Here is a 15483-nt window from a genome sequence, read left to right as displayed (position 1 = left end):
CGTTTAATTCTTTTAAAGGACAAATTTAACTAACAAAAAACAACAAAATTTATGAGATGTAAAATTATCTATTTGTTTGCCCTGATCAGTTTGCTGGCCGTTGGCTGCAACGAAGCTGATGATGGCCACCATGTGGATCCTATTACCCTTAATGAAAAGATTAAGGGAGAGTGGGGTTTAATGAACCTTAAGATGGTCGATGAAATTGCAAAAGCAGCAAAAGCTGAACCATCTGAACAGGACATCAGTACTTTATTTAATTACGACAATTTCAGGATTACATTTAATGTAGATGAAAAGAACATGCCTACAACTTATGAAGTGACAGGCGATGTTCCACCTTTATTTGCATTAAACGGTTACTGGGCTCTTAGTTCTGATTTTCAGCAAACCAATGGCGAGGCTGTAAGGATTTATTTGTACAGCGATGCACAAAAAACCTTAAAGACGGATGAATTAAGGCTTACTTCTGTTCCAGGCAGTAATGAACAAATGGAGATAAATCTGGTAAGGACTTCAGGAGGCTTGCCATTTGTATCCTATAAATTCAAATTAAACGCAATTAATTAATAAGGACACATGAAAAAACTTATACATATACTATTGCTTGCCTTTATAATGTTACCAAACCTTATGCAAGGGCAGGAAAATGCAGGTGCACCAACTAAGATATGGTCGTATCCTGTCATATATAATTATGATGAAGAAGTTACCTGGTATTTTGATCTATCGTCTACAACATTTGCAGAAACGGAAGACATTTATCTTTGGATATGGTCGCCATCAGAACCCGATGCAGGAAACTGGGAAAATTCTTCTGATTTTGCCAAGCTAACCTATGTTGGTAACAAAGTATGGAGCTTTAAACTGACTCCAACAGTTTATTTTACAAAAACACCTGATGAAATTGCTGCAAGTGCAGGATTCTGGTTTAGGCTAAAAAGTAAAACAGGAAACATACAATCTGATGTTGCCAATGTGCCTTATACTCCTTTTGCTGATTTTGCAACTGCAAATGAATTATTTAGGGCATATCCTCCGGCTCCAACATTGACAGGAGGATTGAGCATACTTTTTAATGCAAACCTTCAGCCCGGCTTTGAAGATGCTACAAGTGTGCACATGCACAGTGGTCTTAACAACTGGGATCTACAGCAACAATATCAGGCCGAAAATCCTGAAGTTGCTGAAAAAACAAAATTGAAGAATCTTGGAGGAGGTATATATAAAATGGATCTTATTCCATCAGTATATTTTAATGCTCCCGAAGGATATATCATGCAAAACATGAATTTCTTATTTGTAAAAGATGGATGGGCAGGAAATACTCCTGACCAAGTGATAAATGCTGCAGAATACATACCGCCGCCGCCACCAAAATTTATGTTTTTCCCTACTCAGATAAGTAAGAGAGACTTTTTAGGTATGATTAGAACTAATAATGAAACCGATGTTAACAAGCTTATTTATACCATTACTGCCGGAGATCATGTAATTACGGGAGAGTTTTCAGGTGGTGTAAGCGAAATTAAAGGTTTTGTAAATCTGGTGTCAGAACTTCAGAATGTAAATGTTTCTGTGATACATGTTCTTGTTAAAGACAACAAGGGCAAGGTGATTTCTGATTCAGACATAACTCTTAAAACGCTGGACTAATAAGCTAAACAAAAAACCAATTCTAATGAATAGTACAAATACAAAAACTGTCCAGCATCAACGCTGGGCTAATAAATCATTGGTACTTCTGATCTTTATGCTTTTTCTTTCAGCCGGTGCGTTTGCACAAGGAAAAAAGCTTGTAACGGGTATCGTTTATGATAATACAAATGTTGCACTACCGGGAGTTAATGTTCTCGAAGCCGGTACTACAAATGCAGTAGCTACTGATGCAGCCGGTAAATTTGTAATAGAAGTAAGTACAGGAGGGACGATAGTGATTTCCTCTGTAGGATTTGCAACGCAAAATGTTGTTGTTGATGCTTCAACTTCAAACCTTGACATTCATCTGGCAGAAGATTCGATCATGCTACAGGGGGTTGAACTTGTAGCCGTGGGTTATGGTACCATGAGAAAATCTGACCTAACAGGTGCAATATCAACTGTAAAAGGAGATGATCTTGTAAAAGGGGTAATTACTTCGACAGAACAGGCATTACAAGGAAAAGTTGCCGGTCTTACCGTATCTCAGAGTACAGGTGACCCAAGCAGTGGTGCAACAATGAGATTAAGAGGGGGTACATCATTAACGGCGAGTAATAATCCGCTTATAGTTGTAGATGGTATTGCCGGAGTTGACATTAATATAGTTCAGCCGGCAGATATTAAGTCGGTAGATGTACTTAAAGATGCCTCAGCGACTGCTATCTATGGTTCCAGAGGTGCAAATGGTGTAATAATTATTACAACTAAGAGAGGTACAACAGGCGCTACCAGCTTTGTTTATAATGGGTTTACGGGTATTAGTGAAGCATCTAACAATCTGGATCTTTTATCTGCAGATCAGTGGAGAGCTTACGTGAGAGAAAACAATCTTACAGATGCTGTTGACTATGGTGGAAATACTAACTGGCAAAAAGAATTGCAACAAACGGCCTTTACGCAGTCACATAATATCAGCATATCATCAGGTAGTGAAATGAGTGGTTTACGTTCATCGTTATTATACCTGAATAATGAAGGTGTAATTAAGACTACCGGACTTGAACGTTTAAGTGCAAACGTTTCAGGCTATCAGTATTCGGCTAATAAAGCCCTTAAATTTGATACAGGTGTCTTTGCTAACATTGACAAATGGCACCCGCTTGATTACAGGATATTTGAAAGATCATTCAATCTTAATCCAACTATTCCTGTAAGAGATGCCGAAGGCAATTATACCGAAGTAGGTGGTACACTTAATGAAAACCCTGTAGAGATACAGGATAACAGGACAACTGACAATGAAAGACACAGGGTTTTAGGCTACTTTAAGACTGAAGCTAAATTCCTTAATGACTTTACGGCTACATTAAACCTTTCGTTAGAGCACAATGCGATGCAGGGTAACACCTACAAGCCTACTTATGCTGTTATGGAAGGAAGAACTGAGCGTGGTTATGCACAAAAAACGTATGAAGAATATACTAATGCACAATTAGAAGCTTATTTGACATATGCTAAAGTTTTTGGTAAACACAGTGTTACTGCAACAGGTGGTTATTCTTATTATGACAATGTTTATAAAGGTTTCGGTGCTCAGCGCAGCGGATTTGTAACAGACCTTTTCAGCTATAACAACTTAGGCGCAGGTTACAATTACCGTTTAGGTGATGTATACTCATACAAAGGTAAATCAGACCTTGTTTCTTTCTACGGAAGGGCTAACTACTCTTTTGATAGTAAGTACATGATTACAGGTACTGTAAGAAGAGATGGTTCAAGCCGTTTTGGTGCAAATAACAAGTGGGGTACTTTCCCGTCGGTTTCTGCAGCATGGAGAATTACGGGAGAAGAATTTATGCAGTCAACATCTAACTGGCTTTCTAACTTAAAAATTAGGGGAGGTTATGGTGTAACCGGTAACCAGGATGGTATTGGTGAATATAAATCATTATCTATCCTTGGTGTAGGTCGCGACAGTTATTATAACCCGGCTACAGGTACATGGAGCCTGGCATATTCTCCTGTTCAGAACCCTAACCCTGATCTTAAATGGGAGTCTACAAAACAAACGAATATAGGTGTTGATTTTACTTTATTTAACAGGATTACAGGTTCATTTGAATGGTATAACAAACAGACAGAAGATTTGTTGTATACATACCAGGTGCCACAGCCTCCTTATTTAGTAGGTACAATGCTTGCAAACGTTGGGGATCTGTCTAATAAAGGTATAGAGCTTACCCTGAATGCTAACATAATTCAGAATGATAAATTCACATGGGATGCTAATTTTACTTTTGCTAAAAACAAGCAGAAGATAGAAAGCCTTTCGAATCAGACTTACAAAACGGATGTTATTTACAGCGGTTCACTACACGGACTTGCGGGGATGTCTAACCAGTTCTCTCAGGTTATAAAAGAAGGATATCCTGTAGGAACTTTTTGGGGTCCTAAAAGCCAGGGCCTTGATGCCGATGGTAATATAATCGTTGGTACAGAAGATGAAGAGATTGGTACTGCACAGCCTGATTTCAGCCTTGGTTTTGGTATGAACTTTACCTATAAAAACCTTGATTTTGGCTTTACTGCCTATGGAATGTTTGGTCAGGATGTACTTAATGCAACTGATATGATGTTGAATGATCCTAACAGGCTTCCGTCTTATAACGTAACCGATGACTTCCTTACAAGCGGAATAAAATCGTCACCTCAATATTCGAGCTACTGGATAGAAGACGGATCATTCCTAAGACTGCAAACGGTTACTTTAGGATATACAATACCAATGAAGTCGGCATCTAAACTAAGGTTATATGTAATAGGTCAAAACCTTGCGGTATTTACTGATTATAAAGGTGTAGATCCTGAAGTTAACTTTAGTGGACTGGACAATCCGGGAATTGACAGGTTTAATAATTACCCAAGGCCAAGAACAGTTTCTTTCGGAATGAATTTCACACTGGCAAACTAAGCGAATAGATAACTATAAAATATATCAAATGAAAGTCAAAATAATAGCTGCGGTATTTTTTAGCACGCTTTTTACTTTATCATGTACCAATCTTGATGAAGAGTTGTATGACAAAGTACCCGACGATGAATTTGGGCAGACACCAACTGAAATTGAAGCCCTTGTGGGTGGAGCTTATTCTTCTTTGAGAGGGTTTAGCGATGCAATTTCAAATTCATTTCCAGGAAGTGAATATGTGTTTTTCTTGAACGAAGTAGCTTCTGACGAAGCTACAATACCCACAAGGGGTACGGACTGGTATGACGGAGGACGTTACCAGGATTTACAGAGGCATGAATGGAATTATGAAAATGGTACAATATTATCGGCATGGAGGTATTGCTATTCGGGTATTGCCAAAGTAAATGCCATTATATATCAGGTTGATAAAGCAGGATTATCTGATGAGGCTAAGAAGCCGATCTATGCTGAATTGAAATCGATCAGGGCATACTACTATTACATGCTGTTAGATATGTTTGGTAATGTGCCAATCGTAACGAACTTTGAAGATACAGGGCTGCCATCAAATTCAACCCGATTAGAGGTATACAATTTTGTGGAAACAGAATTAAAAGATGCCCTTCCGTATCTAAACCCGAATGTAGTGTACTCTAAGTTCACTAAAAACGTTGCTTATTCTTTACTGGCAAGGTTATATCTTAACTCAGAAGCTTTTGTGGGTACTCCACGTTGGCAGGATTGTTTAGATATGTGCCAGAATGTTTCAGGTTACACACTTGCTCCTGATTATTTCGCAAACTTTTTAACGAATAACCAAACATCGCCTGAGATCATATTTGCAATTCCTTATGACCAAAAAGCCGGAACGGTAGGTAACTACATGAATTCAATGAGCTGTCATTACCTGCATAGGTTTACCATATCTCCAACAGGAGATTATCCTTGGAGCGGTAATGGTATGTGCGGACAGCCGGGCTTATATTCAACGTTTGAGGATGTTGATAAAAGGAAAAAAGCAATGCTTGAAGGTGAACAGATTAATATGGCAACAGGATCTGTTATCATAATGGATAGTGGTGAGCCTCTTATCTATACCGAAGCAATTGGGAATTTTACCAATGCAAAACAAAATGAAGGTGTAAGATTAGCTAAATATGAAATGAAAGCTGGTGAACAGTGGGAACGTGATCACGATCTGGTTGTAATTCGCTATGCTGAAATCCTTATGATGCAGGCAGAATGTTATGTACGCCTTGGACAAAGCGGTCTTGCAGCGCCATTAATTCAGCAGATCACTGATCGTGCAGATACCGAAATGCCTGCAATAATTGATCTTGACTTTATTGACAAAGAGCTTCTTCGCGAATTTGTTTTTGAAGGAAGAAGAAGAACAGATAACATCAGGTTTGGAACTTTCTTCCAGCCATGGTGGGAAAAAGGGGCAACCCCTGCTTACAGGGCCTTATTCCCTATACCTAAAACAGTATTGGACACAAATTCTAAACTGAATCAAAATCCGGGTTACCCAATGTAACCTGAATTAATCCGGTTACTATGTTGTTCTAAATGCCGGTCTTCTATGTTTTTTGGGTTAGTCGTAGAAGTGCCGGCATTTTATAATATTAAAAAAACATCTATTAATGAAGAAATTCGCAACACTTTTTCTTGTTGGTTTTATGAGCTTTGCTGCCACAAGCTGCAGTAAAGATGATAAGCCGGGAGAAACAACTCAGCCAGAGGTTTTAGATCCGGTTGCTGTTACAAAAACGAACAGCACCAAGATCTATATGCATTATATGCCCTGGTTTGAAACTAAAGAAAGCAGTCCTGACGGTCAATGGGGTTATCACTGGAAAATGGGTAACAAAAACCCGGACATCACCGATGCTAATGGAAAGAGAGAAATAGCATCTCATTATTATCCTTTGATCGGGCCTTACCATTCGGGTGATAAGGAAGTTATTGAAAATCATTTACTCATGATGAAATATGCCGGTATAGATGGCGTATTGATTGATTGGTATGGAACCTACAATCTTAACGATTACAGAATAAACAAAGAAAACGCAGAGCAGCTTATCGAAATGCTTGACGAGGTTGGGTTAGAATATGCCATTGTATACGAAGACCGTTTTTTAACAAATATTGTTGATGCAGGGCTCGCGCCCACTATAATCAGTGCCGCTAAAACAGATTTCAGCTATTTGCAGAACAACTATTTTAACGATGCCAATTATATAAAAGTCAATGATAAACCTTTGTTGTTGAATTTTGGCCCTATTACCCTAACACAGCCATCGGACTGGACAAGCGCATTCAGCGGTCTGAATCCAAAGCCTACATTTTTGACACTATGGTATGAATCGGCAGATGCAGGGGTAAATGCTTCAGGAGAGTACTCTTGGGTATATCAGGACAATAGCCATATCAGTAATTTTTATGCTAATAAGCTTTCTGGCCTTGATGTTGCTATAGGCAGTGCCTATCCCGGATTTAAAGATTATTACCAGCAGGGAGGCGGAGGAGCTGCTATAGGCTGGACCATTGAACATAATAACGGTGCAACATTAGATGAGACATTGACAATGGCTAAAAACGCTAATTTGAAATACCTGCAGCTAATCACATGGAACGATTTTGGTGAAGGCACCATGATCGAGCCAACTGCTGAATTTGGCTATACTTATGTAGAAAAGGTAAAAGCCTTTTCCGGAGTACAAAATACCGGTGTATGGTTTAGTGAAATAAGCAAACTCTATAATTTAAGAAAACAATATAAAGGCAACTCGGGAATACAGGCCAAACTTAATAAGGCCTTTGATTATTTTGTTTCGATGCAGCCGGAAAAAGCGGTACAATTATTAAACGAAATAAACTAGTTGTAATTAACGAAAATAAAGAATGAAAAATACCATTTATAAGCATTGCCTGGCGGCATTAGTGTTCGTCTCGTTGTCGTGTAATGCCCAAAAAGCATATAAAATAAAATCTCCGGGAAAAAACAATGAACTTGTTTTTGACCTGACTAAGACCGGACAGCCTCAATACCGTTTTTCATCTAATGGGAAGTCGGTAATTGAACCTTCGCTGATGGGTTTTGAATTTGTTGATTTGAAAAAAATGACAGACGGATTCAAAGTTGTTTCTACAGAGCAACATACTGCAAATGATACCTGGGAGCAGCCATGGGGAGAATTCAAAAAAGTAAAAGATAATCATAACGAACTGATCATACATCTTAAAGAAGAAAAAGGGGAACAGAGGCTTGTGGATATTATTTTCAGGGTTTTTGACGATGGACTTGGTTTCAGGTATTACTTTCCTAAACAGTCTAATCTTGGAAAAGTGAAAATATCTAATGAGGTTACTCAGTTCACTTTTGCCGATGATAATGATGTTTGGTGGACACCTGTACACCGTGAAAACAGTTATTATGAGAGTTTTTACAGGAAAACGGCAATGAGCCAGACCGATACTATAAATACACCTGCTACTTTCGAAATGAAAAACAAACTGTATGTAGCGGTGCATGAGGCTAGCCTTACTGATTTTGCTTCTATGACTTTGTTAAAAACAAAAGGCAATCAATACAAGAGCGATTTGGTGCCATGGGCTGATGGTGTAAAAGTATATGCCGAAACTCCATTCAATACGCCATGGAGAACTGTTATAGTGGCTACTAAACCTGGTGACCTGGTGACATCTACACTTACGCTAAACCTCAATGAGCCTTCTAAAATCAAAGATATTTCATGGATTGAACCCTCTAAATACATAGGTATATGGTGGGGCATGCACCTTGAAAAGTATACTTGGGGGCAGGGGCCTAAGCATGGTGCCACGACAAAGATCACTAAAGATTATATTGATTTTGCAGCAAAGAATCATCTTAATGGTGTACTTGTAGAGGGATGGAATATAGGCTGGGATGGCGACTGGACAGCCGATGGATCGGCATTTAGTTTTGTAAAGCCATATCCGGATTTTGATATTGTTGAAATTACTAAATATGCAAAGTCAAAAAATGTCCGCCTTATAGGGCACCATGAGACTGCGGGAGCAACTAAGAACTATGAAAGCCAGCTTGATGAAGCTTTTAAGTTGTATAACAGCCTTGGTGTGAACACCGTAAAAACAGGATATGTAAATAAATACCTTGACAAAAAAGAATGGCATGATAGCCAGTATGGTGTTCGCCATTATAGAAAAGTTATTGAAACTGCCGCTAAATATAATATCATGATTGACAATCATGAGCCTGTAAAAGGAACGGGGCTTCAGCGTACCTATCCTAACCTGATGGCTCAGGAAGGAGGAAGGGGGCAAGAATATGATGCATGGTCGGCTGATGGTGGGAACACACCCGAACATACAACAATAATGCCTTTTACCAGAATGCTGGCAGGTCCGTTTGATTTTACACCGGGTACTTTTGACTTTAGTTATAAAACCCCACAGGGTGCCAAGGTGCAAACTACCCTGGCAAAACAACTTGCTTTGTATGTAATTATGTTCAGCCCGTTACAAATGGCATCTGACCTGCCTGAAAATTATGAAGGCAAGCCGGAGTTTGAATTTGTTAAAGAGGTTCCGTGCATATGGTCTGAAACTAAAGTTCCGGATGCTAAAATTGGCGAACACGTTGTAATAGCCCGTAAGGACTGGAAAAGCAGTGATTGGTATGTGGGAGCTATTACCAATAAAGAAGCACGCAAAATAAATCTTAAACTGGATTTTCTGGAAACCGGTAAAACTTACAAAGCTGAGATATATGCAGATGGAGTAGGAGCAGATTATAAATCAAATCCTTATCCGGTGGTTATAACCGCTAAAGAAGTAAATAGTAAAAATACATTAGAGCTTAATTTGGCATCTGGAGGAGGAACTGCAATAAAATTCACTCCTGTGGCAAAGTAAAATTTGGGTACTGACTTTCTTTTAAAATTGTTTGATGTTAACGGGGCTTTTTGCCCCGTTATTTGTTATATAGTTATAAGCTTTGCAAATCAGTAAGCTTTAGGCCCCACTTGTCACAAAGTTATTATTAGAATGTTAGTTTATTTTTGACCATTGAGATTGATTTGTAGTTATCTTTGTTTTTATGAAATATGTAAGTTTTTATGCTTCTGTGTTTTTATTGCCGCCTAATATTTGTATGATGAAACTTACTTTGCAACCTTTTTTTAAACGAACTGTTGCCTGCTACATTTTTGCAGCACTATTCGTAGGTACTTCTGTGTTTTCTCAGGAAAACGCCGAAGAAAAACTGTTGCTTTTAAAGGCCGGCGAGCTTGTTTATTCCAATCCGGATGAAACAATTAAGATAGCTAACCATTTACAGAGAAAAGATACATCAGAAAAGAATGCTGTAGAGATCGATATATTGCTTTCAAACAGTTATAAAGTGAAGGGCGATTACCAAAAGGCTGTCTCTTATATATTTGACGCATCATCTAAGTCAGGAGAAATCAGTGATTCCCTGGCTGTTGAAATAGCATTTATAAAGGCTGACCTGTCACGAAAACTTCATTTGTATTCACAAATGGAAGCTTACCTTAACGAAGTGAAATTGTCAATTTCAGAGTTAGAGCATAATTATGCCCTTGCTGTTGGAAATAAGATTGATATTGAAAGAATTTATGCCGATGTTGAACGTAAGCAATATGAAAAGGCTCTTAAAGCACTTAACATAGTTGAGAGGAATGATAAAACTCTTTCAGGGCCTTATAATAACAGGCTTGATATAGAATATCTAAAAGCAGTAGTATATAAAGGATTGCATAAAACAGCTCTGAGCCGGGAAAGCTTTAACAGTGTTTTTGCAGATTATGAAAAACAAAATATCCCCAGTACTTTGTTGGAAGCTAAGGTATTATTAGGATTGGGGCAGTTATATTATGATGAAAAGAATTATGATAAAGCCATAAGTACGCTTTTATTATCATTACAAAAGGCTGAAAAGCTTAATAATTCACCACTTAAAGAAGCTATAAATTACCAGCTTTCAGAAAATTATTTTGCAAAGGGTAACAAAGCTGAACATCAGAAATATTTCAGTGTTTTTTTAAAGTTGAATGATGACAATCTCAACATGGAGACCGAAACGGTAAACTCTATGTATAACCTGATTAGTGAAGAGCAGGAATTAAATTATGCTCAGGATAAGTCAACACTTTTGTTTTTTGCCTACATAATTCTGGCTTGTATGGTACTGATAGTAGCTTCAGGTTTACTATTATACAGAATAAATAAAGCCAAAAGAAGGCAGCTTAAAGAAATTATCGGTTATCTTGAAGTGACCAATAAGCTATTGGTAAAGTCCGACTCTGATAAAAAGGAACCGAACAAAAAAATCACGATCTCTACAGAAACGGAACATGTCATACTTGCGAAGCTCAAGAAATTTGAAGCTTCTACAAAATATACTAGTAACGACATGTCTTTGGCAACTTTGGCGGCACAACTTGATGTGAATACCAAATACTTATCTGAAATAATCAACAAGCACTATCATGATAATTTCAATACGTATATCAATAAACTAAGGATAAATTACATTATTGAGAAACTTAAAAACGAACCGGAATATCTTAATTACAAGATAAGCTATCTTGCAGAAGAATGCGGTTTTTCTTCTCACAGCAGTTTTGCCACTGTATTTAAATCGATTACGGGAATTGCACCTACTATTTTCATAGATCTGATAGGTAAGGAAGTAACTTTGAAAAAAGCATAGCATGTTAAAATCAATAGGTCACATAGTAAAGATAGCAATGGCGGTATTTGTTTTTACAAATGCTTTTTCTTCATTTGCACAAAGAGACCCTAAAATTGATGCTTTGTTAAAACAGGCAAAGTTTGACATTTATGAAAAGCCAGAAAGTGTTATTAAACTTGGAGATTCCCTATATAACAGCCCCAAAAGCTCGCCAGAAACCAAAGTAGATGCCCTTATGCTGATTTCAGATGCATATTCATCTAAAAGGGATTATAAAAAATCACTTAAATATTTTCATATTGCTAACGAGCTTACCAAAAAGGAAAATAATCCTGATCTTCAAATACTTGTGTTGAGCCGCACCGCAGTACGATACCAGCAGATGAAGGTATATGATAAAGCCATACAGTATCTTGACGAGTGTGATAAGCTTATCGCTATAAATGAAAGTAAAAAGGATTATCGGTATACCAAAGGGAATAATTACGTTGTACGTGGGCTAATTTATAAAGACCAGCTTAACTGTGATATTGCAATTAATTATTTTAATAAAGGTATTCAGATTTATAAAACAATAGCATCGTCTGTAATAAACACTAATGAGAGTATTGTTTATTACAATATGGGTAATTGTTATGTCTTGATTTCTGATTATGAAAAAGCAGAAAAAAGTTTTAATCAGGCAATAATAAGTGCTGATGTAGTAGATGCCAACAGCCTTAAAGCATTCGCATTAAAAGGACTTTCCGAAGTGTATAATGCACAGGGCAATTATCAGAAAGCTATTGAAGTTTTGCATGAGGCTTTAAAAATATCGAAGAATGTAGGTGATCTGGTGCTTAATCGTGGACTTTATATTAATTTGGCAGGTAATTACAAGGCGATAGATAATTGGGCTGAATATCAAAAATACAACCAGCTGTTTTTAAAGAACCAGACTATAATAAAAGAATCTGAAAGACAATCCATAGGTGATTCAATAGATGAGTTAACGGTCATAAACGATGAAAAGCTGAGTAAAATGCAAATCGGATATTATGTTGTAATAGCATTGGAAATATTGCTTTCTGCCATCTTTATCTACATGCTTGTATCATATCAGAAACGAAGCCATAAATCTATTGTGGGCTTAAACTTTGAAATTAAAAGAATAAAAGACGGGTTTAAAAAAGAAATTCATGAGTAAGATTTTCCTACCAATTACTATAAAAGAATGTATAAAAAAAGTAGCTTCGGCTGCTTTTTTTGTTTCTAAAAGAAAACAACTGATGGTTTTTTAAAAGTCAATTTAGGGATTTCTAATTTTTGCCTTCTAAGTTCTTTTATTAAGATTTTAAATACTGTTTCAGTGTTAATTTTAAATTAATTACTCTTCTGTAGATGCTTTCTTAATTTGAAATTTAATTGAATTTTAAATTGCTTATAATCAGTTTGTTTTTATTGATTTTTGTGTTTTTAAATTACCGAATTATTAAAGGGTACTATTAGGATAACAGGAGTTTTATGTTAAGCTTTGCTTAAGCTGGAACAAGCTAAACTAACAAAAACTTTTTTAAACTATGAATCAAAAACTATCCAAAATATCTCCTGATCACTACTCAGTTCTTGTCGTTTTTTGAGCCGGAAAACATTATTGGGAAGCTATACCTGATAGCACTTTAAGCTTGATCTCTACGGCAGGATTTGCGTAGTTGTCTAGCTGGAATTTTGGCGGTGGTATCCCGGCAACATGGGCAATACTTAATGCAATTGATAATTTCGCTAACGGTAATAGTTAGGGGTATACATAAACAAGTAAAATTAGGTAGCTTGATAACTCAATTCGCCTGCCTGTTTAACGGGCAGGCAATTGTTAATACTTAAAATAAAGTGCAGAAAGAATAGGTAGTCTGAGTAGACAACCTATTTTTGCTGCTTTAATTAAAATGCTAATGAATAAGATTTTTGCTTTCGGTTTGTTTTTAATGTGCTGCTTTAATGCGATGGGACAAAACGAACCAAATGATTGTGTCGATGCAATCACAATTTGTGGAAATGGAAGTTTTTCATCCAATGCTACAGGTGTTGGAACAACTCAGGAAGTTAATTCTTGTGGTGGTTCTGAACATAATTCAATTTGGTTAAAAGTTAATATTGTTCAGGGAGGAACGTTAGGTTTTGACCTGATACCTAATGACACTGCTCTTACGGCAGATTATGATTTTTGGGTGTTTCCGGCTAATGCTGTATGTGGTTCATTAGGAAGTCCTGTACGTTGCTGTACAACAAATCCAAATGCTGCTGGCCTTACAAGTAATCACACAGGTATGAATGGTTCAATGCTTGTTACACAATCCGGGCCCGGAGCTAATGGTAATGGTTATGTACGCTGGCTTACAGTAACTCCCGGTCAAAGCTATTATATAGCAATTGACAGGCCTTCCGGAGACGGTGGCTTCCAGATAAACTGGACAGGAACTGCAATGGCAGGAAGTGGCGCTTTTCCGAATCCGCCAACAGCCAATAGTCTTGGTGAAGTAAAAACATGCAGTACAACACCGAATGTTGGTGTTTTTGATTTGGGCGCTCTCAAACCCCAAATTAATGCTGATCAGGTAAATAATACAATTAATTTTTATGCAACGTTAGCAAATGCTGTCGATGGTGTGAACCCATTAGGGAATATTATTTCCAATATGTCAAACCCTCAGCAGATTTTTGCAAGAGTAGTTGATAATTTGACAGGTTGTTTTACGATCACCGATTTTACTTTGAGGGTTTATCCTGTTCCTGATGTAGATGTAACGGCTTCACAATCCCTGATATGTCCTGGACAAAATGTTAGTATAACGTTTACAGGTACGCCAAATGCCAGCTTTGATTATACTGTTAATGGAGGAAGCCCTCAGACAGGGCTTTTAGACGGTACAGGAACATTTTTAATTAATCCGGTTTTATCAGCCGATACTACTTTTGCATTACTTTCAGCAAGTATAATAAACTCAAGCGGTGTCGTGGTATGTACTCAGACTATTAGTGACTCAGTTACTGTAACTGTGAGTAATCCTGGTAGCGTTACAGCTGCAACAAATTCTCCTGTTTGTGCAGGCGAAAATGGTGCTATTGACTTAAACGGTCCGGCTAATGCATCTGTTGATTATACTATCGAAGGAAATACTGCTGTTCAGACTATTGTTCTTGATGCAAGCGGACAAGCTATCATAACTTTGCCGGCACTTACCACGGATACAGATTTTACAATTATAAGTGTAACTGATGCAGTAGCTCCATTTTGTACTGTTACTGTAAATTATCAGGATACCATTATTGTTAACCCCGCACCACAAGTAATTGCACCACAACCAATGGAGCAATGTGCACCGGGATTTGGCATATTTAATCTGGATAGTAACAATGCCACAATATCAGGAGGAAATGCAAATTATGTGGTGACTTATCATTTAAATGCGCTGGATGCACAAAATGATGTTGCTCACCTTACATCTCCTTACCAAAGTATAGCAAGTAATCAAACGGTGTATGTAAGAGTTGAATCTTCTTTTAATGCTGCATGTGCAAACTACACTATTCTTGACCTTATAACTATTCAAGCCCCGGTAGTCAACCCAGCTACCCCTTTGGAAGCTTGCGCGGACAACTTTGACGGCCGCGCTTATTTTGACCTTACGATAGCAGGAGCGGAGATAGTTAACGGCCAGGCTGGCTTAACGGTGACCTACCACAACACAGCTGCCGCTGCAGCAATTGGAGCCAACGCCATCACAACGCCAACGAACTACTACACCCTTGTAGGCACAGTTTATGCGAGTGTTGTACAGACAGGTACGACAACCAACTGCCGCGCTGTGGAGCCGATCCAGCTAATCGTTCACCCAAGGCCTGCGGTACCTGTAATGACCCCTTATACCTTATGTGATGACAATACCGACGGTATCCAGATCTTTGACCTTACGACAAAAGACCTTGAGGCTACCGGAGGCGATACGAGCCTTACGGTAACTTATTATACGAACCAGCCTGACGCATTGGGGGGTACCAGCCCGATCACCAATGCCACAGCCTACCCTAATGCTACTGCCAATACGCAGCAGGTTTGGGTAAGGATAGCGACAGGTTTTGGCTGCCGCAGCGTAGCGCCCTTTACCCTTAT

The 15483-nt window shown here is 38.0% G+C and carries 8 protein-coding genes and 1 pseudogene; all 9 read left to right on the top strand.

Annotated features, from left to right (window positions below):
- Positions 1 to 51: 51 nt before the first annotated feature.
- Positions 52 to 570 (top strand): DUF5004 domain-containing protein, encoded by a 519-nt coding sequence (locus ACX0HA_RS02320; protein ID WP_458843660.1) that lies wholly within the window; start codon positions 52 to 54, stop codon positions 568 to 570.
- A gap of 9 nt (positions 571 to 579) precedes the next feature.
- Entirely contained in the window at positions 580 to 1656 is a 1077-nt protein-coding gene (locus ACX0HA_RS02315; RefSeq protein WP_458843659.1) for a hypothetical protein, read from the top strand.
- Between the two features lie 25 nt (positions 1657 to 1681).
- Complete coding sequence (locus ACX0HA_RS02310; RefSeq protein WP_458843658.1) at positions 1682 to 4612, top strand: SusC/RagA family TonB-linked outer membrane protein; 2931 nt, start codon at positions 1682 to 1684, stop codon at positions 4610 to 4612.
- Positions 4613 to 4640: 28 nt separating this feature from the next.
- Complete coding sequence (locus tag ACX0HA_RS02305) at positions 4641 to 6149, top strand: RagB/SusD family nutrient uptake outer membrane protein (protein WP_458843657.1); 1509 nt, start codon at positions 4641 to 4643, stop codon at positions 6147 to 6149.
- A gap of 106 nt (positions 6150 to 6255) precedes the next feature.
- On the top strand, positions 6256 to 7494 hold the full coding sequence (locus tag ACX0HA_RS02300; protein ID WP_458843656.1) for a glycoside hydrolase family 71/99-like protein: 1239 nt from the start codon (positions 6256 to 6258) through the stop codon (positions 7492 to 7494).
- Positions 7495 to 7516: 22 nt separating this feature from the next.
- A complete protein-coding gene (locus tag ACX0HA_RS02295) occupies positions 7517 to 9532 on the top strand; it encodes a glycoside hydrolase family 97 protein (RefSeq protein WP_458843655.1) in 2016 nt (671 codons plus the stop codon).
- 238 nt (positions 9533 to 9770) lie between these two features.
- Positions 9771 to 11351: a helix-turn-helix domain-containing protein gene (locus ACX0HA_RS02290; RefSeq protein WP_458843654.1), complete on the top strand. Its 1581-nt coding sequence runs from the start codon at positions 9771 to 9773 to the stop codon at positions 11349 to 11351.
- A 1-nt stretch (position 11352) separates the two neighbouring features.
- A complete protein-coding gene (locus tag ACX0HA_RS02285; RefSeq protein WP_458843653.1) occupies positions 11353 to 12519 on the top strand; it encodes a tetratricopeptide repeat protein in 1167 nt (388 codons plus the stop codon).
- Between the two features lie 745 nt (positions 12520 to 13264).
- Positions 13265 to 15483 (top strand): annotated as a pseudogene (locus ACX0HA_RS02280) (hypothetical protein); the annotation flags it as partial.

The organism is Flavobacterium hauense (genome assembly GCF_054457175.1).
Note: the sequence above shows the minus strand (reverse complement) of the source record. Positions and strands in the feature narration are given on the sequence as shown.